Here is a 22,655-nt window from a genome sequence, read left to right on the forward strand (position 1 = left end):
CGGTCTGCTTCCGGGCGGGCCGCTCCGGTCGCGTGCGACGGACCGGCCCGCGATGGGCCCGGGGGCCCGGTGGGCCGGAACCATCATCTCTCGTCAAGCAGCTAGCGGCGTGCGTCGGCGTTGTCGACGCCGTCCCAGAGGTCGGAGTACCAGGGGCGGTCGGCCGCGCCCTGTTCGTCGCGGCGGGCGCGCTCGGCCTCGGGGTCGTTCACGGTGAAGGCGGTCTCGCCGGGCACCACGTAGTGCAGGTGCTCGCGGGCGAGGCGGCGGACGTAGGCCGGGTCCTGGAGGCGGGCCTTCTCGTCCCGCAGCTCCTCGACCCGGGCGGCGGCCTCGGCGGCCTGGCGCTCCTGTTCGGCGATCTCGCCGCGCTGGGAGACGTACTGCCGCATGGGGTAGGCGAGCGCCACCACCAGCGAGCAGACCACCAGGGCGAGGAAGGCCGCGCGGCCGGTGAGCCGCGAGCGGCGGGCCTGACGGCGGGTCTGGGAGCGGTAGACACGGGCGGCGGTCTGCTCACCGATCAGCCTGATCCGGGTCGCGGTCGAGAACCGGTCCCGGTCCTTCGCGGCCATGTGTTCCGCCTCCCCTGCATACGTGCGTCCCCGCACACGGTACGGGACCGAGTGCGGGGACGTATGTACGACGGGGCTGTCGGCCCCTGAGCCGGTGTCAGCCCTTGAAGCGCGGGAAGGCGCTGCGGCCGGCGTAGACCGCGGCGTCGTCGAGGATCTCCTCGATGCGCAGCAGCTGGTTGTACTTGGCGACGCGCTCGGAGCGGGCCGGGGCGCCGGTCTTGATCTGGCCGCAGTTGGTGGCGACGGCGAGGTCGGCGATGGTGACGTCCTCGGTCTCGCCGGAGCGGTGGGACATCATGCACTTGAAACCGTTGCGCTGGGCCAGCTCGACGGCGTCCAGGGTCTCGGTCAGCGAACCGATCTGGTTGACCTTGACGAGCAGGGCGTTGGCGGTGCCCTCATCGATGCCGCGGGCCAGGCGCTCCGGGTTGGTGACGAACAGGTCGTCGCCGACGAGCTGCACCTTGGCGCCGAGCTTGTCGGTGATGGCCTTCCAGCCGGCCCAGTCGTCCTCGAACAGCGGGTCCTCGATGGAGACCAGCGGGTACGCGTCGACGAGCTCGGCGTAGTAGTCCGTCATCTCGGCGGCCGAGCGGGACTTGCCCTCGAACTCGTACGAGCCGTCCTTGTAGAACTCGGACGCGGCGACGTCGAGCGCCAGCGCGATGTCCTTGCCCGGGACGTAGCCGGCCTGCTTGATGGCCTCGAGGATGAGGTCGAGCGCCTCGCGGTTGGAGCCGAGGTTCGGGGCGAAGCCGCCCTCGTCGCCGAGACCGGTGGACAGGCCCTTGGTCTTCAGGACGGACTTGAGGGTGTGGTAGACCTCGGTGCCCCAGCGCAGGGCCTCGGAGAAGGACTCCGCGCCGATCGGCGCGATCATGAACTCCTGGATGTCCACGTTGGAGTCGGCGTGCGAGCCGCCGTTCAGGATGTTCATCATCGGAACGGGCAGCAGGTGCGCGTTCGGGCCGCCCAGGTAGCGGAAGAGCGGAAGGTCGGAGGCCTCGGACGCGGCGTGCGCGACGGCGAGGGAGACGCCGAGGATGGCGTTGGCGCCGAGCGAGGCCTTGTTGTCGGTGGCGTCCAGGTCGAACATGGCCTGGTCGATCAGGCGCTGCTCGGTGGCGTCGTAGCCGACGAGCTCCGGGCCGATCTGCTCGATCACGGCGAGGACGGCCTTCTCGACGCCCTTGCCCTGGTAGCGGTTCTTGTCTCCGTCACGGAGCTCAATGGCCTCGAACGCACCGGTGGAGGCACCGGACGGAACGGCAGCACGGCCGGTGCTGCCGTCGTCGAGGCCGACCTCGACCTCGACCGTGGGGTTGCCTCGGGAGTCCAGGATTTCCCGGGCTACGACGACGTCGATGGACGGCACGAGCATCTCCTTCTGGGATGTGACGCTAGATGTGACGCAAGCTGTGCAGGGTCGCTTTGGCCTTGCGACAAGAGCCTAACCGGCTCCGGGGCTCCAGCCAGCCGGGCGCCCGCCCCCTGGGACGAAAAAGGACCCAAGGGCATGCATCAGGGGACGAATGACCCCGAAGCTACCCTCCGGTAACGCGAGAAACCCCGCCCCACTGCACCCGGCCCCGGCCCGGTAACGCGGAAACCCCGGCCCGTCGCGCACGGGGGAAGGGGCGCGACGGGCCGGGGTGGTCACCGCGGGAGGGTCGTAGGGGCCGCGTGAGCCGCCGGACTCACGCGAACCGCCGGGCTCACTTCAGGTGAAGCTGCTGGCCCGGGTAGATCAGGTCGGCGTCCTCGACGACGTCCTTGTTGAGCTGGAAGAGCTTCTCCCAGCCACCCTTGACGTCGTGGGCGGCGGCGATCTTGCTCAGGGTGTCGCCGGCGACGACCTTGTACTCGCCGTCGCCCTTCTTGACCTTCTTGCCGGTCGGGGTGGTGACGGTCTTCTTCGACTCGGCCTTCCTGGGCGTCACCTTCGGAGCCGGGCGCTGCTCGCTGCGGGTGGTCGGCTGCTCGGCCGTCCGCTCCGGGGCGGGGGCGCTCTCGGCGGTGCCGCCGGTGTACGCGGCGCCGGAGAGGCCCACGCCACAGCTCGGCCACGCGCCCTTGCCCTGGCCGGCCAGGACCTTCTCGGCGATCTCGATCTGCTGCGACTTCGAGGCCTGGTCGGCGGTGGCGGCGTACGCGGTGCCACCGTAGGCGGCCCAGGTGGAGGCGGAGAACTGCAGGCCGCCGTAGTAGCCGTTGCCGGTGTTGATGGACCAGTTGCCGCCGGACTCGCACTGGGCGACGGCGTCCCACTCGGAGGCGGTGGCGGCCGAGGCGGACCCGGCGGTCATCAGCGGGGCGGCGACGGCGACACCGGCGACACCGGCGAGGGCGACGGCGCGGGCGGCCTTGGAGGGACGACGGTGTTTGCCCTTGGCGGAAAACAGCATGGGACTTCTCCTCACCGACGCCTACGAGGTGAGCTGTCGGGTTCGGGCCATGTGAGTTGCCCGGCCGCGCGACCTAGCGCGCGGCTTCACCCCAAGCCGCTCCGTGGCCGTCTGTCTCAACGGCCGGGGGCGGCACTTACCTTGGGTCCCCCGCTCCTGCCTTCGGCGCATGACGCGACGACTGTTCCCATCGGCCGACGGCAGGATTCGGCGTACCGGTCGACGGGGCCCGCGGTGGCGAGCGGTGACGACCGTAGACACAGACCTCTCCGAAGTTCAAAGACGTCCATTGAGGAAAAATCGCCCGTACTTGCTTCGGGACGAAGGGTGTTTACGCAGGTGAGAGGTGACGGAAGCAAAGTTTGCGGACGCGACACGCCAGTTGAGACAAAGAGACCCATGTCTCACTTGCTCAGAACCGGACATACAGTCCCGAACTAACCCGTCGCTCCAGGCAGATCGATCGTCAGGTCGAGGCTCTGGCCAGGGAGGATGAGGTCCGGATCGGCGCCCACCGTGGAGCGGTTGGCGTCGTAGAGGGCGCCCCAGCCACCCGGGAGTTCGTTCTCCCGAGCAATCTCGGTGAGGTTGTCACCCGGCTGCACGGTGTATTCGCCGGACTTGCCCTTGATGTCCGTAACGTCCTTGGTGTTCTCGACGCCCTTGCCGCCCTCGGAGCCCGTTCCGTCCGCAACGTCCGGATTGATGACATCCGTACCGGGCGTCGCGCCGCTTGTCGGCGCGTCAGTCGGCGCGGCATGGCGACCCGTTTCGCCATCCTTGTCCGGATTGACTGTCTCCTCCGGGGCCGCGTCACCGCGATGCTTGCCGGTGCCCGGGGTCGCGGGCGCGGAGGGCGTGGTGGACGTGGCGGGCGTCTCCGTGGTGGCGTCAGGGGCCGGAGTCACGGGCGCGGTGGTCTCGGGGCCGGCCGTCTCGGGGGTGGTGGCCGCCGAGGTGGGCGGAAGGCCCGCCGTGCGGTTCGACTCCGCGACGGGACCCGTGGGCTCCGCCGGCGTGACGGCCGGGCCCGGGTCGACGCCGGGTGCGGCGCCGTCGTTCGTCAGTCCGGCGATCGGGGCGCAGGTGGCCCACTGGGTGGATCCCCCGGCGAGCGCCGTCTCGGCCACCGCGATCTGCTGGGCGCGGCTGGCGAGGTCCGCGCTGGTCGCGTACACCAGGCCGCCGTACGCCTCCCAGGTCTCCTGGGTGAACTGGAGCCCGCCGTAGAGCCCGTTGCCGAAGTGGGCGCTCCACAGACCGCCCGACTCGCACTCGGCGACCCGGTCCCAGGTGGCGGCGTCGGCCGCGGAGGCGGAGCCGGCCGCGAGCAGCGGCAGCGCGAGGGCCGATCCCGTCACGCCTGCGGCGACAACGATGGCGGGGGCCTGGCGGGGTCTGCGGTGTCGTCCGTTCCCGGAGCGCATGCGGGGTGCCTTTCGCGTGACTGCTGAGGTGACGGTGAACGTAGCGGCATTCGAACGTCAGTCACAAGTCGATGCAGCGGAGATCACGTAAAAGTCACAGTCTTGACGGACCGTCAGCGCGCAAGTGGTGCGAACTCGACAGGAAGCGTGCGCAATCCACGCATGATGAGCCCGCCGCGCCAGCGCAGATCGGCAGGATCGGCGGCAAGTCGGAGGTCCGGCAGGCGAGTCAGCAGCGTCGCGAGCGCGATCTGTCCCTCGAGTCGGGCGAGCGGGGCGCCGATGCAGTAGTGGATGCCGTGCCCGTACCCCAGGTGCTGGTTGTCACGCCGCGACAGATCGAGGGTGTCCGGCTCGTCGAAGCGTGCCGGGTCACGGTCGGCGGCGGCGAGCACGACGAGGACCGGGTCGCCCGCCGGGATCTCCTGCCCGCCGATGGTCAGCGGCTCCATGGCGTACCGCCAGGTCGCCAGCTCCACCGGCCCGTCGTAACGCAGCAGCTCCTCGACCCCGGTCTCCAGCAGACCCCGCTCCCCCGCCGCGAGCGAGGCCTGGAGACGCGCGCGCTCGCCCGGGTTGCGCAGCAGGGCGTACACGCCGTTGCCGATGAGGTTGACGGTGGTCTCGAACCCCGCGAAGAGAAGGATGAACGCCATCGCGGCGGCCTCGTTCTCGGTGAGGTGCTCGCCGTGGTCGGACGCCTTGATGAGCCCGGAGATCAGATCGTCGCCCGGGTCGAGCCGCTTGCGGTGGATCAGCTCCGCGAGATAGCCGCGCATCTTCTTGACCGACCGCGCCACCCCGCCGCGCGGCCCTCCGCCGTGCCGGATCATCATCCCGGCCCAGTCCCGGAAGTCGTCCTGGTCCTCGCGGGGAACGCCGAGCAGGTCGCAGATCGCGTAGATGGGCAGCGGGAAGGCGAACTCGTGGATGAGGTCGGCCTCCCCCTTCTCCGCGAAGGAGTCGATCAGCCGGTCCGTCAGCTCCTGCACCCGCGGTGCGAACTCGGCGACCCGGCGCGGGGTGAACGCCTTCGACACCAGCCGCCGCAGCCGGGTGTGGTCCGGCGGGTCGATGTTGAGCAGATGTGTCATCAGCTCGGCCTTGCGCTCCCCCGGGATCCCCGTCTTCCCCTTGGCGTGCGCGGGCTCGTCGTGGTGCGCCGGGTTCTTCGACAGACGCTGGTCGGCGAGGGCCTGCCGGGCGTCGGCGTACCGCGTCACCAGCCAGGCCTCGACCCCGCTGGGCAGCTTCGCCCGGTGGACGGGCGCGTGCTCGCGCAGCCAGGCGTAGGCGGGGTACGGATCGGTCGCGAACTCCCAGGTGAAGAGCTCGGGGGCGGGGGGCGTGCTCACCCTGAGACGGTACAAGGTCGCCATCGCGCCGGCTTCCCGACGGCCGGGCACGGCTCGGGGCGGCTCGGGACGTCCTCGGGTCCGGCGATGTGATCGTCCTGTGAAGACGCGTGACCTAGATTCATCCGCGTGGATGCCCAGTTGCTCAGAAGCACGTTCGCCGTCGTCGAGAGACGGGCCGAACACGCCGTCACCTTCTTCTACTCCCATCTCTTCTGGCACAACCCGGGCGTCCGCGAGCTCTTCCCCGAGGACATGCGACCCCAGCGCGACCGGCTCTTCGCCGCGCTCACCCATGTCGTGACCCACCTGGAGGACCCCCGGCTGCCGGCGTACCTCGCCCATCTGGGCCGCGACCACCGCAAGTTCCTGGCCGCGCCCGCCCTCTACGCCGCCGTCGGGGCCAGCCTCACCGCCGCCTTCGCGCACGCCGCCGGGGCCGCCTGGAACATCGAGGCCGAGAAGGCGTGGACCGAGGCGTACGGGTACGTAGCCGAGCTGATGATCCGGGGCGCCGAGGAGGCGGCGGCGGACGGGGAGCCGGCCTGGTGGGACGCCGTCGTGACGCGCCACGAGCGGCTCGGCGAGGACCTGGCCGTGCTGACCCTGCGCCCGCGGCAGCCCTTCGCGTACCTGCCCGGCCAGTACGTCGGCGTCAGCTCGCTGCGCGTGCCGCGGGTGTGGCGGACGTACTCCCTGGCCAACGCCGCCCGGGCGGACGGGACGGTCGATCTGCACATCAGCCGGATCCCCGGCGGCGCGATGAGCACGGCGCTCGTCGACGAGGTGCGCGTGGGCGAGCCGCTGCGGCTGAGCGCGCCGGGCGGCGCGCTGACCTTACAGAGCGCGCCGGGCCGGCCCCGGACCTACATCGCCGCAGGGACCGGCTGGGCGCCGGTCAAGGCCCTCCTCGAAGAGGTGGCGCAGGAGCCCGGGTCCGTCGAGGGCCGGCTCTTCCTGGTCGCCCGGGCCAAGGAGTACCTGTACGGGCGGGAGGACGTCGCGCGCCTGAAGGAGCGCATACCCGGGCTGAACGTCACGTACATCACCTCCGCGCCACGCCACCGGCGCGACCAGGCCACCGAGCGGCTGATCCACGCGCTGTACGCCTGCGGCAACTGGCCCTCCCACGAGGTGTACGTCGCGGGCCCGCCCGGCTTCCTCGCCGAGACCGTCCCGGTCCTGGAGCACCTCGGCGTGGCCCGGCTCCACCACGACCGCCTCCCGGCCGTGGGCCGCTTCCGCACCCGTCCCTCGTCCACCGCGGAGTGGCTCCTCGAGCCCCCGGAGCTGAGGTGGCACGACCCCGAGGCGAGGGCGCCGCGCGAGCCCTGAGGCTCAGCCGGTCGGGACGCCCTCGGTCGCACGGATCGTGTCCCGGTACGCGCGGGCCGCGGCCCGCAGGGCCGCCTCCGGGTCGACGCCTTCGGCCTCCGCTCGGGCGGCGAGGGCGAGCAGGTCGTAGCCGATGCCCTCACCCGCGGGCAGCGCCACGTCCAGGCCCGCCGTGCGCACCCGGCCCGCGAGCTTCGCGGCGAGCGCGAGACCGGGCTGACCCAGCGGCACCCCGTCGGTGACCGACTCGCGCTGCTTCTCGATCGCCTTCGTGCGCAGCCAGTGCGCCTTGACCTCCTCCGGCGTCTCGGCGGTCGCGTCGCCGAAGACGTGCGGGTGGCGGTGGATCAGCTTCTCGACGATCGTCCCGGCCACGTCGTCGACGGAGAAGGGCTCCTCCTCGTCCTCCTCGGCGATCCGGGCGTGGAAGACGACCTGGAGGAGGACGTCCCCGAGCTCCTCGCGCAGCTCGTCGCGGTCGCCCTCCTCGATCGCCTCGACGAGTTCGTACGCCTCCTCGATGCCGTACTTGGCGAGCCCCTTGTGCGTCTGCTGCGAGGACCACGGGCACTCGCGGCGGATGCGGTCCATGACCTGCACCAGGTCGAGCAGGCGGGCGCCGGGCAGGTCGTACGAGCCGGGCAGCAGCTCCAGGTCGGGCATCGTGACGCGACCGGAGCCGGCAAGCCGGGCGAGCCCGTCGGTCAGGGCCTGGTCGCCCTCGCCGGAGGGCAGGACCACGACGGTCCGTCCCCCCGCGCAGGCGTCGACGAGATCCTGCGCGGCCGGGCGGGCGTGCTCGACGGCGACTCCCGCCTCGCGGAGGTACGGCAGCTGGGGGTGGTGCTCGTCGGCGCACAGCACCCGGTCGGCACCGTGCAGCGCCTGCCACGCGGGCCAGGACAGCAGTCCGGGCGCCACGCGGTGGCTGGCGGTGAGCAGAACGATACGGCCGGGCTCGACGGGTGCTTCAGCGTTCACCCTTCGACCTTACGTGGGGCGAGAGGCTGTCCGGCGGGTCAGGGCCGGACAGCCCCTACGCACCCGCTTCCACGGCCGGGTCCTGGCTGATCTGGCGCAGCCAGACCGGGGTGTACGTACCCAGCTGGATCTTCTTCTCGTCCCAGGCGCCGAAGCGCGGGTTCACGTCGATGTCCAGCGACTTGGACGCCTCGGCGAAGACCTCGGTGAGCTTCTGCTGGCCCTCGGGGGTGTTCGCGATGCCGAGCTTCGCGGCGATCTTGTTCATGAGGACCGTGCGGCGGACGACCACGTCGATCTGGTCGGGGGCGACGCCCTGCTGCTGGAGCAGCATCGCGGCGAGCTGGGCCTCGCCGCCGCTCTGCTCGGCGAACTCGCCGCGCGCCTTCTGGATCTCGCCGCGGGAGGCGGTGATCCCGTTGTCCGCGGCGACCTTGTCGACGACCTTGTCGAAGATCATCACGTTGAGCTTCTCGCGGCTGAGGTCCCCGGTCGCCTGGATCAGCTGCGCCGCCTGCGGCGACGCCTGCTGCGCGGTCCGTACGTCGCGCACCTGCGCCTGGAGGTTGGACACCTCGATCCGTTCGCCGCCGACGACCGCCGCCGCCCCTGGGTGGGCCTCACCTCCGCAGGCGGTCAGCAGCGGGGCCGCGGCGAGGAGCGCGGCGGAGACGGAGAGCGCAGTGCGGCGGTGCAAAGGAGCCTCCCGGCGTGGGTCGTGCGTCAGTTCAACGACCTTGCGAAGATCGATGGTAGGCAGTCGTCGTGGTCTGGGCCACTACTTCGACGTGACTGCCTCGATCAACGACTCACGTGTTCGGGTGGTGGCGGTCCGCGGCCCGATCAGCCCCGGAACGTCCGCGTTCGTCGCCTTCACCAGGAAGTGCGGGCGCCGCTTCACCTCGTAGTAGATCCGGCCCACGTACTCGCCGACCAGCCCCAGCATCACCATCTGGACCCCGGCCAGCGCCGTGACGATGACGAGCAGCGTGACGTATCCGGGGGTGTCCACACCCTTCACCAGGGCGACGCCGACGATCCAGGCCGCGTACGCCAGGGCCACGGACACCAGGGTCATTCCCATGTAGACGGCGGCCCGCAAGGGCTTGTTGTTGAAGGAGAGCAGCCCGTCGAGACCGTAGTTGAGCAGCTTTCCGAAGGTCCATTTCGAGCGGCCCTCCTCACGCACCGCATTCTCGTACTCGAATGTGGTGGTGCGGAATCCGACCCAGGCGAAAAGCCCCTTGGAGAACCGGTTGTACTCGGTGAGTTCGAGGATCGCGTCGACGGTACGGCGGGAAAGCAGCCGGAAATCGCCGACGCCGTCCACCAGCTCGACGTCCACCAGCCGGTTGATCGCCCAGTAGTAGGCGCGCGCGGTCAGGGTGCGGGTCACCCGGTCGCCCTTGCGGGTGCGCCGGGCGATGACCTGGTCGTACCCCTCGGCGTGCAGGCCCACCATGCGGTGCACGAGCTCCGGCGGGTGCTGGAGATCGGCGTCCATGATGACGACGGCGTCACCCTCGGCGTGCTGGAGGCCTGCCAGCATCGCGGCCTCCTTGCCGAAGTTCCGGCTGAAGGAGACGTAGCGGGCGCGGGGGTCGGAGGAGGCGATCTCCTCAAGGAGCGGGAGCGTACGGTCGTGGCTTCCGTCGTCCACATAGACCAGCTCGAATTCTCCGTCGAAACGGGAGAGTTCGGCGGTCACATGGTCGTGAAAGCGACCGATGATCTCCTCTTCGTTGAAACACGGGACCACGATCGAGAGCAGCACACAGGACACGACAACCCACCCGGATGTCGCCGGCTGATTCGACACATGACGACCAGACGACCATTGAGTGAACTGGGCCCGAGGGAACAGCATTTCGTGTTCCGTACTGGCATATTCGCACCATCATGCCTGATCAGACGCCATCGGTCGGGGGCCGCTCCGCCGGCCTCGCCGCGCTCCTCACCGCACTCGCCGTCTGCGCGGGGGACGCCGTCGCCCGCGCCTTCCCGTTCGGACCGCGGCGGCGTGGCGTGAACGACCTGGCCAACCAGTTCGTCCCGTACCACGCCCATTTGTGGGATCTGCTGCACGGGCGGGCCGACGGCGGGCTGCTGCTCAACTGGCAGTCCGGCTGGGGCACCAGCTTCCTGCCCGACCTCGGGACGTATCTGGGCAGCCCGTTCGCACCCCTGGTGGCGCTCTTCCCGCGCGCGGACATCGAGTACGCGGTCTACGGCGTCACCGTCCTGAAGATGGCCGTCGCGGCGGCCGTCATGACCGTGACCCTGCTGCGGCTGCGGCCCGGCCCCTGGTGGGCGGCCGCGGTCCTCGGCGCCTCGTACGGGCTGTGCGGCTGGGCGGTCATCGAGGCCACGTACAACCCGATGTGGCTGGACGGTCTGATCGCCTTCCCGCTCCTCTGCCTGGTCGGCGAGTGGGTACGGCAGGGGCGCCGGCCGCTGCTCGGTCCGCTGGTCGTCGCACTGTGCTGGGTCGGCAACTTCTACACCGCGTACATGGCCACGCTCGGCGCGGCGCTGGTGCTCCTGGTCCGTCTCGCGGTGGCCGGCGGTCCGCGCCTCCGGGTGCTCGCGCGGGCGGCGGCGACCGTGCTGCTCGGGATCGGGCTCGCCGCGCCGGTCCTCGTACCGGTCTTCCTCGGCTCCACGCGCGCGTACCCGGGCGTGACGAGGGAGTTCCAGCCGGCGGACGGGACGGACTTCCTCGCCCGGCTGCTTCCGGTGACGTACAGCTTCTCCACCCCGGCGGCCTTCCTGGGCACGGGGACGCTGCTGCTGGCCGGGGCCCTGCTGTTCCACCGGAAGGTGCCCCGGCGGGAGCGGTGGCTGTGGGCCGGGTTCGCGGTCGCGGTCGCGGTGTCGCTGCAGTGGGGGCCGACGCATCTGGCGTGGCATGTGTTCGCCACGCCCAACGGCAGCCCGTACCGGCAGACGTTCGTCCTGTCCGGGGTCCTGGTCGTCGTCGCCTGGATCGTCGTCTCGTACGGCTGGCCCGGTCGGCGCGCGCTGCTCGGCGGGGCGGGTGTGGTGGCGGCGGTCGGTGTGGGCGCCGCGGCCAGCGAGCTGGTGAACGGCTGGTCGTACCTGCTGTTCGCCCTGGGCCTGGTTGCGGCATGCGGCGGGCTGTGGCTGGCCGGCCGGGGAAAGAGGATGGTCGTGGCGGCGGCGCTGCTCGCGGCGGCGCTCGTCGGACAGGCGGCCGCGACCACCGCGTACGCGGACCGGGCGCGGCTGCGGCTCGACGACTACCCGGCCTGGGGTGCGGAGCAGGACCGGCGGACGGCCGCGCTCGCCGCGGCCGACGGCTGGCCTGCGTTCCGCACCGACTCCGGCCGCCCGCGGATCACCGGCAACGAGCCGCTGCTCTTCGGCGGCCAGGGCGCCGCGTACTACAGCAGCCACACCCCGGCGGTGCTGACCCGGACGCTGGCCGCGCTCGGCGGCGGGTGGACCTCGCGAGGACGCAATCTGCAGAGCCTGGACAACCCGGTGACGGACGCGCTGTTCGGCGTCGGGGCGCGGTGGCGGGACGAGGCCGTGGTGCGGACGGGGCCGGTGCTGCCGTTGGTGACGGTACGCCCGGAGGGGGCCGCGGCGCCCCGGTACGGGGCCTCTCCGTTCCGCAACCAGGAGATGCTGCTGGGCTCGTCCGTGTACACGCTGCCCGCCGACGGGGTCTGCCCGGTCGGCAGCGAGGTCTTCCTCTGGGCACCCGATCTGAAGGGGACGGCCCGGCTCGGGGCGGGCGGTGCCCCGGTGCGGCTGGCGGGCGGGATGCCGAAGTGGCGGGCCGCACTGACGTCGCTGGGTGTGCAGCGGACGGCGGGCACGAAGCCCGTACTGGAGGGGGGCGCCACACGTGGCCACGCGGTCGGCTGCCTGGACAGGGAGCGGCTGGCGGCGGCGGTGGCGGGGCTGAGGGCCAGGGCCGCGGTGTCGGTCGACGTCACGGACAGCGGCATCCGCGCGGTGCTCCCGGCGGGTACCAGGGGCACGGTGGTGGTCGCGGCCCCCCGGATCGCGGGCTGGACGTGCGAAGGGCGGCCGGCGGACTCGTACGGTGGCCTGGTGGCGGTGCGGGTTGACGGCCGGGCGTCGGTGAGCTGCTCCTTCAGGCCGCCGGGTCTGCGGGCGGGGCTGGCCGCGGGCGCGGTGGCGCTGATGCTGCTGGTGACGTCGACGACCTGGGAGCGCGTGGCGCGGCGCCGACGGGCCGCCACCGCGAGCCCGGCCGCACCACGACGGTCCGGCGCGCCCCGGGAGTCCGCCGGGACCACCGCCTGAGTGACCAAGGACACCGGTCCCTCGACTGTGTGGATGCTGTGCGTCGCCTGTACGGTCCCCCTGGAATAGTCATTCGAGGGGAGGCTCCGCCATGCCCGGAACCAGGGGAGCCATCAGCAGGAAAGAGCCGGGCACACGTCTCTTCGCGCTGGACGGCATCCGGATCACCGCGGCCCTGGTTGTGGTACTTTACCACTACATAGGCCTCAATACCGCGTGGGACAGGAACACGGCCGAGCTGTTCCCCGCGTTGCGGCCCCTCGCGCTGTACGGCTGGCTCGGTGTCGAGATCTTCTTCATCGTCAGCGGCTTCGTCATCTGCATGAGCGTCTGGGGACGCACGGTCGGCGACTTCGCCGTGTCCCGGATATCGCGGCTGTTCCCGGCCTACTGGGCGGGCATCGCGCTGACCGCGCTGACCTTGTGGCTTCTCCCCGAGGTCCAGGAGCTGCGCCACACCGACGAGTGGAGCGACGTCCTCGTCAACCTGACCATGATGCAGGGCGGTCTGGGCGTCGGGCACGTGGACCACTCGTACTGGACGCTGTTCGTGGAGCTGAAGTTCTACGCGCTCTTCGCGCTCGTCGTGCTCCGCGGTGTCACCTACCGCAATTGCGTTCTTTTCTGCGGAATATGGACATTGGCCGCGGTCGCGGCGCCGACCACCGACTTCCGGCTGCTCCATTTCTTCTCGATGCCGCAGTACGCGCCGTACTTCATAGCCGGCATCGCGTTCTACCTGATGCACCGCTACCGGCCCACGATGCTGCTGTGGGCGATCGTCGGGGTCCAGTTCCTCCTCGCGCAGCAGTACGTCCGCGGGCGCATGCGGACGAACCTCGGCCTCCACCTCTCGGAGCAGCTGCCGACCTGGCCCGCGCGCCTGGTCATCGCGCTCGGCTTCCTCGCGATCGCCGCAGTCGCGCTCGGTCTCCTCGACCGCATCCAGTGGCGCTGGCTGAAGACCGCGGGAGCGATCACGTACCCGCTGTACGTGATCCACATGGCGGTGGGCATCACGCTGATCCACCACTTCCGCGACCGGGTCGCGCCGCTCCCCCTCGTCGCCTCCGTGACGGCCGCCATGCTGGTCGCGTCCTGGCTGATCCACCTCTGGGTGGAGCGCCCGCTGTCGAAGCGGCTGCGCTCGGGCATGAAGCGCGGCGTCCAGGAGATACGTCTCAACACCCCGGCGGCCGCAGGTCCCGCCGCCCCGGACTCCCCGGCTCCGGCGGAGGATCGTGTGCGCGACATGGCCATGGCGTCGGCCGGCGGCACCGGCCGCTGAGCCGGCGGCGCCCGTCGGCCGGTCAGCCCGCCGGAACTCCCGGGGCGGATTCCGGCTCTACGGAGCCACCCGCCGCCATCGGACCTCCCCGTCGTGCCATTCGTCGGTGGGCGTGAGCCCGGCGGCGGTGGCGACGGCGGCGGACGCCGTGTGGTCGGGGTGGATGTGCGCGACGACCGTCCGTACGCCCTGCGCGGTGAGCCAGGCGACCAACCCCCGCACCGCCTCGGTGGCGATCCCCCGCCCCTGCCACGGAGCCCCCACCACCCAGGCGATCTCGGCGGCTTCCCGCCCGTCGACGGTCGCCTGAACGGTCCCGGTCAGGCAGCCCTCGTCCTGGAGCCGGACGACCCAGTTGCACCAGGACACAGCGGGGTCGGGCGATCCGGCGACCTGCCGCGTGTAGCGGGCCCGGAGATCCTGTGCGGTGGGCGGGGTGCCGCCGATGAAGGTGTGGAGCACGGGGTCGGCGAGCACGCCGGCCATCTCCTCGGCGTGCTCGACGGCCAGCGGCAGGAGCGTGAGCCGGGGGGTGGGAACGGTCTCGGGCTGCAGAGTCACCCGGCCAAGTATGGGGCCGCCGTAGAGGCGGCCGGGTGCCCACGATCGAAAAGCAGGTGGCCGTCATGGCGGCCCCGTCGGGGTCCTGATGGCACCGGGCACGCCGAAGGGGCCGGACCTCATCGGGTCCGGCCCCTTCGACACACGCGGAGGCGTCGTCAGCTCGTGACGGGCTCCAGGCAGAGCACGAACTTCTCGTAGTCCCACTCCTGCGCGAGCGCGTCCGAGCCGTTGCACTTCTCGACGTCGAAGGTGCCCTCGACGACCTTGGTGACCTTGTAGAGGTCCGGCACCTTGTCCGTGCACTTCTTGGTGTCGACCTTGGGGTCGTTCTCCTTGCCGCTCACGGTGATGCAGTCACCGACCTCGGCATGCGTGGGGATGTCACCGTTGATGGCTCCCCAGCCGAACTTCACCGCGAGGGCGATGGCGATCGCCACGACGACGCCGAGGATCTTCTTACCGAGGCCGCCCTTCGGCTTCTGGGGCTCGGCGGGCTCGGTGGGCGCCTGCGGCTGGTCGGGGGTGGCGGGGGGAGTCGTCATGAGGGGTTCCTTGGGGACGTGTGCATGATCAGACGCGAACGCTACAACGCGCTGAACGGGCAAAACGGACCCGAAAGATCCACTTCGTCATCAGTTGTGGACTCGTGATCCTGGCGCCCCGTCAGGCGTCCCGCCACGCACCCGTCAGGCGAACCGCCCCATCTGCTGCTGTCGCGCCAGCGCACGCCGCAGATCCGTCGGAAGGGCGTGGTACGGGCCGTACGTCCGCTCCGTGTCGTACAGCAGCGCCTGGAGCTGCTGATGACCGGCCGTGTGGTCGCCCATCGCCAGCAGCAGCATCCCGATCCGCCGCCGGATGTCGAAGAACCGGGCCTGGTCCCCACCGTGTTCGTGGAACGGCAGGAGAGCCCGGTACTCCGTCAGCGCCGCCGCCGTCTCCCCCAGCTGCTCCAGGCACTGCGCCGCCTCGTAACGGAACTGCAGGGTCTGCGGGTCGGCGGGCCCGGCCTCGGCCGCGCGGTCGTCGGCGAGCCGGCGCAGCTCCGGCAGGGCGCGGCGGTACTGGCCGTCGTCCATGAGGGTCGTCGCGTACTGCTTGCGCAGGATCCGCACGACGGGCGAGTGCTCGCCGTGCTCGGCGGCGGCCGCCGGCAGGATCGAGCCGAGGAGGTCGACGGCCCGGGTGAGCGAGCCCTCGCCGAGCAGCCGCTTCACCTCGTCGACGGTGGCGGCCACATCGGGACGCGCGACGGGCGGTGCGACCGGCGGCGCGGGGACGGACGCACGGTCGGGCCAGGGCGCGTGCGGGCGCAGGAAGGGACGCGTCGGGTCGAGCGGGCCCGCGGGGGCACCGCGCGCGGGCAGCAGCGGCAGCAGCGCCTCGTACACCTCGTGCGCGCCGGACGGGCGGTGCTGCGGGTCCTTGGCGAGCAGCCGCAGGACGAGCGCCTCCAGGGCCTCGGGCACCTCGGGACGCAGCTGGCGGACCGGGAGCGGGGGCTCGTAGAGGTGGCGGTGCAGGACCCCGAGCGCGGTCGATCCGGCGAACGGCACGTTCCCGCTGAGGAGTTCGTGGAGCAGGATGCCGAGCGCGTACAGATCCGTGTACGGGCCGACGGCACCGCCCATCGCCTGCTCGGGCGCCATGTAGGCGGGGCTGCCGATCGGCGAACCGGTGTGGGTGAGGCGGGTGGTGTCGGTGTCCAGGACCGAGGCGACGCCGAGGTCGAGGACGGTGACGGTGCCGTCGGGGCGCACCATCACGTTGCGGGGCTTGAGGTCGCGGTGGACGATCGGCACCGCGTGCACGGCGGCGAGCACCGCGCACAGCTGCGCGGCGACGGAGACGGCCCACTCCCACGGGTAGGGGTCGTGCTCGGCCAGGTGGTCGGAGAGGTCCGCGCCGTCGAGGTACTGCATGACGAGGTAGAGGTCGTCGCCGTCGCTGCCGGCGTCGTGGACGGTGACCAGGCCGGGGTGGTCGACCTGGGCCGTGACCCGGCACTCGCGCACGAAGCGGCGCCGGAGCTCCTCCGCCGCGGTGGCGGGTCCTGTCATGGTCGCGGGCCGGAGCAGCTTGACGGCGACGCGGCGGTCGAGCCGTCCGTCGTACGCCGTCCAGACCTGGCCCATGCCGCCCTGGCCTATGACCGTGGAGAGTTCGTACCGGCCACCGATGACGCGTCCGTTCACCGCCCGCCCTCTCGCGGGTCCTTCGGGTCCTTGCGGAGGAGGTCGCTGAGCTCGTCCAGCTCGGCGCGGACCTGATCGATCCGCGGGCCGGGGACCGGCGGCTGCGGCGGAACGGCAGGCGGGGGCGGCGTCATGGCCTGCGGTTGCGGTTGCGGCTGCGGTGTCACGGCCTGCGGCTGCGGCGGGTAGCCGTAACCGGCCCGGTGCTGCGGGACCGTCGTCCCGTACGGCGTGAACGCCGCGGGTCCGGCCGGCGGGGCGAGGCGGACCTTGTCGTGCCGGATGTCGGCGACCAGGAAGTAGACGGTGAACCCGAGGGCGTTGAGCAGGACCAGGCTCATGGCGACATCGGCCTGGGTCGTCTCGACGTCGTCGGGCATCAGGACGAGGCCGGTGATCATGACCGCCGCCGACACTCCGCACAGGATCCAGTCCAGCGTGCGGCGGGTCACGACGGCGAGCCGGATCATCGTCCCCCACGTCAGGAACCCGATGCTGAGCAGCGGAAGCACCGCGAAGAGCACGCGGAGCACGATCACCGACGCGGGAACGGCACGCGGTGGTGACGGAGGCGTATAGCCGTGGCCGTACATTCCTGCTCCTGGGCACTCGAATCGGTTGCGAAGACGAGCGTATACACCGACGGCGACAAGGTCTCCAGGGTTGTACGGATCAGGGCGCGACCGTGCCGTCCGCGAGACCGTCGTACAGGCCCTGGACGAGCTGCTCGCCGAGCCGGCTCGCGAGGCGCAGGGCGTCCTCGAACTCGGCGAGGGCCCGGAACCGCTCCCCGTACCGCTGCTGTTCGGCGAGCGGCAGGCGCGGGAGCTGGAGGCGGCGGACGTCGAGGCGGGTGGCGGTGGAGGCGTAGCTGCTGGCCTGGCGGGTGTTGGCCGTGCCGCGCAGGAACCCGGCGAGGAACCAGGGGTCGAGCGCGGCCGGGTCGGGGCGCAGGAGCTGGAGGTTGCGGCCGAGGGCCGCTCCGGCGGTCGCGGCGTCGACGACCCGGGCGAGCGAGCCGCCGCCGAGGACGGGGACGACAACATCGCCTTCGGCGAGGAGGACCGGCTCCTCGGGTGCGCCCTCGGGCAGGGAGCCGGAGGGCGGTTGGGCGCCGAAGACGTCGTTCTCGGTGAGGACCCGAACGGGGGTGCCGGTGGAGGAGGTGGTGCCGACGCCGCCCGCGCGCAGTTCGAGCGCGCCGGTGCGGGCGAGTTCGCCGACGGTGACGCCGGTGAGCCGGACGGCCGCGGTCGGATCGGCGGGGGCGGGAAGCGCGGGCGGCGGGGTGAGCGCGACGGTGTGGCCGAGGGTCTTGGCCAGCCGGTCGCGGACCGCGAGGAGTTCGGTGGCTCCGCCGCCCGCCGTCGGGGGCGGCAGATGGCGGGCGGGCGCCAGGTCGACGTCGTCGTCGAGGAGTTCGATGACGGGCACGGAGCGGCTTGCCCCGGGGGTCTCGGTGACCGTGCCGTCTTTGTCGAAGGGCAGCCACGCGTCGAGGACGGCGGTGTGGACGGCCTGCCAGTCGAGCTTCTCGCGGCCCGCGCCGCCACCGGCCTGGTCGGCGGTGGCCGTGGCGGTGGTGTCGACGACGAGGAGTTCCGGGGAGGGGGTGACACCGACGGCGGGCCTGCGCAGCACCCAGAGGTGCAGCGGGATGCCGTACGGCGGGGCCGCCCCCGCGGGGAGGGCGACGACGGCCCGCAGGGCGCCCCTCCTGAGGAGGTCGGCGCGGATGCGGCGGCCCGAGCGGCGGGAGGCGGCGGCGGGCGGCATCAGCAGGACGGCGGTGCCGCCGGGGCGGAGCCGGGCCAGGGCGTGCTGGACCCAGGCCAGTTCGGATTCCGTACGGGCCGGGAAGCCGTACTCCCAGCGGGGGTCGTAGGCCAGTTCGTCGTGGCCCCAGTTGCGCTCGTTGAACGGCGGGTGGCAGAGCACGGTGTCCGCGGTGAGGTGCGGGAAGGCGTCGGCGCGCAGGCTGTCGCCGGTCCGTACCCGGACGTCGGCGTCGGAGGCCAGGGCGAGGCGGAGAGCGGTGAGCGCGGCCAGGTCCGGGTCGGCGTCCTGGCCGTGGAGGGCGCCGGGGTGCTCGACGGCACGGAGCAGGGTGCCGGTCCCGGAGGCCGGGTCGAGGACGGTGGGCCGTGGGCCGGCACCGGGGGCGGCGAGGGCGGCCATCAGAGCGGCGGGGCCGGGCGGGGTCAGCGTGTACTGCCGCGGGTTGGCGTCGAGGTGCCGGCCGAGCAGGAACTCGAACGCCTGGCGGGCCCCGGTCTCCGCGGCGAGGTCGGCGACCCCGCGCAGCAGCGGCACGGAGGGGGCCAGTTCCGCCGCCGCGGGGGTACGGACGGCCCTCTCGGCGCCGAAGCGCTCGGTCAGGACCTCCTCCAGGGCGACCGGCAGGGTCTCGGCGAGCCGCGGGTCCGAGACGGCGGCGAGCGCCGGCCAGGCGGTGGAGCGGTCCCGTACGAGCAGCAGGACGCAGCCGGCCTGGACGAGGGCGGTGACGGCGCCCGCCGGATGTCCGGTGACCTGCTGCCAGACCCGCTCGCGCAGGGGGACCTCGGCGAGCTTGCCCTGGGCGCGCAGCCATCGCTCGACGTCGGCGAGGGCGAAGGACGGGCTGGTCTCCGTGCCGCCCACGGGGCGGGGGAAGTCGGCGTGGCGACGGCGCCAGTTGCTCACGGCGGCCCGTCCGACCCCCGCGAGCCGGGCGATCCCCGCGGCGGTCACCTCTGCTGCGTGCTCCGGCACCTGGCTGACTCCCCTCGTCCCGCTAGGACGTCGTCCGCACGCATCCGTACGAACCCGCTGCTGTGACCCCGATCTTACTGATGGACGCAAGGCGCACCACTTCACAGTGTGAGCCGATCGAAATCCTGTGAACCGTGTTGACTCGGTTCACAGGCTCTGCTGTTATTGATTCATCGCTCCACGGGGTCCCGGAAGGGCCTCGATCACACGTCGATGCTTCACGTCCTGGAGGACACCCATGTCGTACGGCACCCAGATCCCGCAGGCCCCGCAGGTGGCCCTGCGCAACGGGCTCGGCACCGCGGCCCTGATTCTCGGCATCATCGGTACGCTCTCCGGCCTCATCCCGTTCTTCTTCTGGCTGGCCGGCATCCTCGGTCTGATCGCGCTGATCCTGGGCCTGGTGGGCCGGGGCCGGGTGAAGCGCGGCGAGGCGAACAACAAGGGCGTGACGACGACCGGCGCGGTCCTCGGCCTCGCGGCGCTGATCCTCTCGGTGGTCGGCGCGGTGATCACGTTCACCGCCGTCAGCGACGCGGTCGACGAGATCAACAAGGCCGTCGAGGAGTCCGCCCCGAAGGACCCGTCGAGCGCGACGAAGGGCGACGGGGGCGGCAAGGCCGACGCGGGCGAGGGCCTCGCGGCCGGTGACTCCTCCGTCTACGACGACAAGCTGAAGGTCACGGTCTCCGAGCCGAAGCCGTACACCCCCAGCGAGTTCGCGGCCGGCCACACCAAGGGCAACAAGGCGTACCAGGTCACCGTGGTCATCGAGAACGGCGGCACGGAGCACTTCGACGCCGCCCTTGTGACGCTGAGCGCCCGCGCCGGCCAGGACGGCGTCGCCGCCGAGCAGATCTTCGACGAGAAGGTCGGCACCGGCTTCACCGGCACGATCCTGCCCGGCAAGAAGTCCACCGTCGTCTTCGCCTTCGACGCCCCGGCCGCCGCGAAGAACCTCACGGTCGAGGTCAGCCCCGGCCTGGACCACAACGCCGCCCAGTGGGAGCTGAAGGTCGGCTGACCCACCGCCACCCTCCCCCAGGGCCTTCCCGAGGGCCCGCCCCCTCCCCTCGTACGACCACCACCCCCACCCCCGGAGAACCCCGCCATGTCTACCGCCGCCCGCCAGCCCCGCACCCGCCGCACGGCCCTGGCCGCCGCGCTCTGCGCCGCCCTCGCCCTGGGCGCCACCGCCTGCGGCCACATCTACGGGGATCCGGAGGCAACGGGGCCCTTCGGGTACCTGTCCGCACCTGAGATCGTCAGCAACGCGATCGTCGCGACGAAGGAGGCCGACTCCCTCACGCTGGACGTCGCCACGAAGACGACGGACGGCCCCGTCAAGGCGTATCTGGCGACGGACGTCCGCGGAAAGTGCGCCGGCACCCTGACGATCGGCGCGACGGGCACGGCCGAGCTGATCAAGCCGGACGACAAGGACGTCTACCTGCGCTTCGACGAGGCGTTCCTGAAGGAGCAGGCGAAGGGCGAGTCCACCGAGGTCCGGGAGGCCGTGCTCAAGGAGCTCAAGGGCCGCTGGGTGAAGACGCCCGCGACCGACCCGGAGGCCAAGGACAGCCTCGAACTCTGCGACGTGAAGGCGCTGCTCCGTGAGTTCAAGGAGGCGGCCGACCTCGCTGTCGAGAGCAAGGAGACGAAGGTCGGCGGCCAGAAGGCGCTGATGCTCACGGCGGTGCTCGGCAGCGAGCAGACCACGTTCTACGTGGCGACGGAGGGCACGCAGCACCTCCTGAAGATCGTGACGGCGGGGGGCGAGGAGCCCGGGACGATCATCTTCACCGGCTACGGCAAGCCGGTCGAGGCCAAGGCGCCGCCGGCCAAGGACGTCGTTCTGGACGAGACGAAGGAAGGCTGAGGGAAGCCGCAGCGTTGAACGTACGCGTGTGAACAGGGGTGTGACGGCCGTCGCGGGGGGACGGCCGTCACACCCCTGTTCGCCGGTTCACAGCCCGGCACTGTTCACACCCCCGGCACTGTTCACAGCCGGTGGCGGACCCACACGTTCGGTTCGACGTAGACCGCGTAGCCGCGCGAGGCCTCGCAGTGCACCGGCACGAGCGCGCCCTCGACCTCGACCGGGCCGTCCGTGTCGAACGGCAGACCGGTCCACGCGCGCCACTGCTCCACGGACGCGCCGACGGTCATCGAGGCCGGGGCGACCGCCTCGATCGTGGCGCCCGCGCGGACGTGGACGCGCAGCCACGGGTCGTGGGGCAGGCCGTCCGACTCGCGGGTGCGGAACGCGTACTCGTGGATGGAGGTCGCGGCCTCCAGGTGCTTGCCGTTGGGGCGGACCGGGGCGACGACCTCGGAGAAGCCGAGCCGGCGGGCGTTGTCCCGCATGGCTGCGAGCATCCTCGCCGAGAGTCCCCGACCGAGCGCACTCGTGTCGACGGTGACCTCGATGGCGCTGACGGTGTCGGGGACGCGCCCCTGCCGCCGGTCCGAGAACGCCCACAGCAGCACCTGGTCCCAGCCGGTGCCGGGCAGCGTGCCGCGGCCCTCGGCATGGAGCTGGAAGGGGACGCTGAGCGCACGGGCGACGACCTTGCCCTCGGAGTCCGTGGCGACGAGGACGTACTCCGGCAGTTCGGCGACGATCCGCCCGAAGTGCGACCAGCCGACGGGGTCGTTGACCGTGAACTCCGGCCAGAGGTCCTTCATCCCCCACATCGGGCCCTGAAGTTCGGGCCGTTCGGCGAGGGTCGTTATGTTCAGCTCCATGGGGGGCACGCTAACGGTCGTTCGCGTGCCCTCCAACCGAATTACGGCAGCTTCTGGTCCGGGCAGCCACCGAGGACCTTCTTCATCGCGTCGCGCTCGCTGCGGGTGACCCACACCCCGTACTTCTTCTTCACGGCGACCTGCGCGGCCACATAGGTGCAGCGGTACCCCTTGTTGGGCGGCAGCCAGGTCGCGGCGTCCCCGTCGGACTTGCGGCGGTTGGCGGACGCCTCGACGGCGAGGAGGTTCAGCGGGTCGTTGGCGAATCGGCGCCGCTTCTCCGCGTCCCACTGCTGCGCGCCCTTCTGCCAGGCGTCGGAGAGCGCGACGAGATGGTCTATGTCGACCTTGCTGCGGCCGCGGACGAAGTCGACGCGGTCGCCCGTGTACGGGTCGTCGGCGAGGACCCCGGAGGCGACCTTGCAGCGGCCCTCCTTGAAGCGGACGTCGGTGAGGTCGCGCTTGAGGATGTCGTCGCGGGTCCCGCAGCCGTTGCCGTCGACGTCGATCCAGGCCCGGCCGAACTTCTCGCGCTCGTAGCCGGTCTTGGGGGCGCGGCCCTTGACGGTGAGGGTGTCCACGGCGGCGAGCGCCGGGCCGCCCGCGCCGGGGGCGCGCTCGGCCGGGGAGACGTCAGGGTCCGCCGTACAGCCGGAGGTTATGAGGACGGCGGCGGCAAGTGCGGCGAGGGGGAGGGACTTCGGGTAGCTGGGCACGCGGGGGATC

Annotated in this window: 20 protein-coding genes and 1 riboswitch; of the genes, 5 read left to right on the forward strand and 15 right to left on the reverse strand. The window is 71.8% G+C overall.

Annotation, left to right across the window (positions count from 1 at the left end; genetic code table 11):
• Positions 1–101: 101 nt before the first annotated feature.
• From ABZ939_RS14265 to ABZ939_RS14285, 5 genes are all read right to left on the reverse strand, one after another.
• Positions 102–575: a septum formation initiator family protein gene (locus tag ABZ939_RS14265; RefSeq protein WP_361853401.1), complete on the reverse strand. Its 474-nt coding sequence runs from the start codon at positions 573–575 to the stop codon at positions 102–104.
• 97 nt (positions 576–672) lie between these two features.
• A complete protein-coding gene (gene eno / locus ABZ939_RS14270) occupies positions 673–1,959 on the reverse strand; it encodes a phosphopyruvate hydratase (RefSeq protein WP_361853403.1) in 1,287 nt (428 codons plus the stop codon).
• Positions 1,960–2,293: 334 nt separating this feature from the next.
• Complete coding sequence (locus ABZ939_RS14275; protein ID WP_361853406.1) at positions 2,294–2,983, reverse strand: transglycosylase family protein; 690 nt, start codon at positions 2,981–2,983, stop codon at positions 2,294–2,296.
• Between the two features lie 3 nt (positions 2,984–2,986).
• Positions 2,987–3,161, reverse strand: a riboswitch (cyclic di-AMP (ydaO/yuaA leader).
• Between the two features lie 259 nt (positions 3,162–3,420).
• A complete protein-coding gene (locus ABZ939_RS14280; protein WP_361853409.1) occupies positions 3,421–4,344 on the reverse strand; it encodes a transglycosylase family protein in 924 nt (307 codons plus the stop codon).
• A 179-nt stretch (positions 4,345–4,523) separates the two neighbouring features.
• Complete coding sequence (locus ABZ939_RS14285; protein WP_361853412.1) at positions 4,524–5,765, reverse strand: cytochrome P450; 1,242 nt, start codon at positions 5,763–5,765, stop codon at positions 4,524–4,526.
• A 129-nt stretch (positions 5,766–5,894) separates the two neighbouring features.
• Here ABZ939_RS14285 and ABZ939_RS14290 point away from each other — a divergent pair, with 129 nt between their 5' ends.
• Positions 5,895–7,100: a globin domain-containing protein gene (locus tag ABZ939_RS14290; protein WP_361853415.1), complete on the forward strand. Its 1,206-nt coding sequence runs from the start codon at positions 5,895–5,897 to the stop codon at positions 7,098–7,100.
• Between the two features lie 3 nt (positions 7,101–7,103).
• On the opposite strand, the gene ABZ939_RS14295 is transcribed toward ABZ939_RS14290, so the two are convergent.
• The 3 genes from ABZ939_RS14295 to ABZ939_RS14305 all read right to left on the reverse strand — a co-directional run bounded on the left by ABZ939_RS14295 (position 7,104) and on the right by ABZ939_RS14305 (position 9,855).
• On the reverse strand, positions 7,104–8,081 hold the full coding sequence (locus ABZ939_RS14295; protein ID WP_361853418.1) for a nucleoside triphosphate pyrophosphohydrolase: 978 nt from the start codon (positions 8,079–8,081) through the stop codon (positions 7,104–7,106).
• Positions 8,082–8,136: 55 nt separating this feature from the next.
• Positions 8,137–8,778, reverse strand: coding sequence for a SurA N-terminal domain-containing protein (locus ABZ939_RS14300; protein WP_361853421.1), 642 nt, complete (start codon positions 8,776–8,778; stop codon positions 8,137–8,139).
• A gap of 81 nt (positions 8,779–8,859) precedes the next feature.
• Entirely contained in the window at positions 8,860–9,855 is a 996-nt protein-coding gene (locus tag ABZ939_RS14305; RefSeq protein ID WP_361853906.1) for a glycosyltransferase family 2 protein, read from the reverse strand.
• Positions 9,856–9,980: 125 nt separating this feature from the next.
• Between ABZ939_RS14305 and ABZ939_RS14310 the strand changes: the two genes are divergently transcribed.
• A complete protein-coding gene (locus ABZ939_RS14310) occupies positions 9,981–12,380 on the forward strand; it encodes a YfhO family protein (protein WP_361853424.1) in 2,400 nt (799 codons plus the stop codon).
• Positions 12,381–12,471: 91 nt separating this feature from the next.
• On the forward strand, positions 12,472–13,668 hold the full coding sequence (locus ABZ939_RS14315) for an acyltransferase (RefSeq protein WP_361853427.1): 1,197 nt from the start codon (positions 12,472–12,474) through the stop codon (positions 13,666–13,668).
• A gap of 57 nt (positions 13,669–13,725) precedes the next feature.
• Here the strand turns inward: ABZ939_RS14315 and ABZ939_RS14320 are convergent, their stop codons facing one another.
• The 5 genes from ABZ939_RS14320 to ABZ939_RS14340 all read right to left on the reverse strand — a co-directional run bounded on the left by ABZ939_RS14320 (position 13,726) and on the right by ABZ939_RS14340 (position 19,181).
• The gene (locus ABZ939_RS14320; RefSeq protein ID WP_361853430.1) at positions 13,726–14,229 is read right to left on the reverse strand and encodes a GNAT family N-acetyltransferase; all 504 of its coding nucleotides are present in this window, start codon (positions 14,227–14,229) and stop codon (positions 13,726–13,728) included.
• Positions 14,230–14,387: 158 nt separating this feature from the next.
• On the reverse strand, positions 14,388–14,774 hold the full coding sequence (locus tag ABZ939_RS14325) for a hypothetical protein (RefSeq protein ID WP_361853433.1): 387 nt from the start codon (positions 14,772–14,774) through the stop codon (positions 14,388–14,390).
• A 144-nt stretch (positions 14,775–14,918) separates the two neighbouring features.
• Complete coding sequence (locus ABZ939_RS14330) at positions 14,919–16,427, reverse strand: protein kinase (protein WP_361853436.1); 1,509 nt, start codon at positions 16,425–16,427, stop codon at positions 14,919–14,921.
• A complete protein-coding gene (locus ABZ939_RS14335) occupies positions 16,424–16,951 on the reverse strand; it encodes a hypothetical protein (protein WP_361853439.1) in 528 nt (175 codons plus the stop codon). The genes ABZ939_RS14330 and ABZ939_RS14335 overlap by 4 nt, the downstream gene beginning before the upstream one ends.
• Before the next feature lie 148 nt (positions 16,952–17,099).
• Positions 17,100–19,181, reverse strand: coding sequence for an N-6 DNA methylase (locus ABZ939_RS14340; RefSeq protein WP_361853442.1), 2,082 nt, complete (start codon positions 19,179–19,181; stop codon positions 17,100–17,102).
• Between the two features lie 238 nt (positions 19,182–19,419).
• Between ABZ939_RS14340 and ABZ939_RS14345 the strand changes: the two genes are divergently transcribed.
• Together ABZ939_RS14345 and ABZ939_RS14350 are read left to right on the forward strand one after the other, a co-directional pair.
• Positions 19,420–20,205 (forward strand): DUF4352 domain-containing protein, encoded by a 786-nt coding sequence (locus tag ABZ939_RS14345; RefSeq protein ID WP_361853445.1) that lies wholly within the window; start codon positions 19,420–19,422, stop codon positions 20,203–20,205.
• Positions 20,206–20,292: 87 nt separating this feature from the next.
• Positions 20,293–21,060, forward strand: a complete 768-nt coding sequence (locus tag ABZ939_RS14350) for a hypothetical protein (RefSeq protein ID WP_361853448.1) — start codon at positions 20,293–20,295, stop codon at positions 21,058–21,060.
• A 122-nt stretch (positions 21,061–21,182) separates the two neighbouring features.
• Here ABZ939_RS14350 and ABZ939_RS14355 read toward each other — a convergent pair whose 3' ends face one another.
• Together ABZ939_RS14355 and ABZ939_RS14360 are read right to left on the reverse strand one after the other, a co-directional pair.
• Entirely contained in the window at positions 21,183–21,929 is a 747-nt protein-coding gene (locus tag ABZ939_RS14355; RefSeq protein WP_361853451.1) for an N-acetyltransferase, read from the reverse strand.
• A gap of 41 nt (positions 21,930–21,970) precedes the next feature.
• Positions 21,971–22,645: an HNH endonuclease family protein gene (locus ABZ939_RS14360; RefSeq protein ID WP_361853454.1), complete on the reverse strand. Its 675-nt coding sequence runs from the start codon at positions 22,643–22,645 to the stop codon at positions 21,971–21,973.
• Positions 22,646–22,655: the final 10 nt, after the last annotated feature.

Origin of the sequence: Streptomyces sp. NPDC046712 (assembly GCF_040645695.1) — a bacterium.
Taxonomy (GTDB): domain Bacteria; phylum Actinomycetota; class Actinomycetes; order Streptomycetales; family Streptomycetaceae; genus Streptomyces.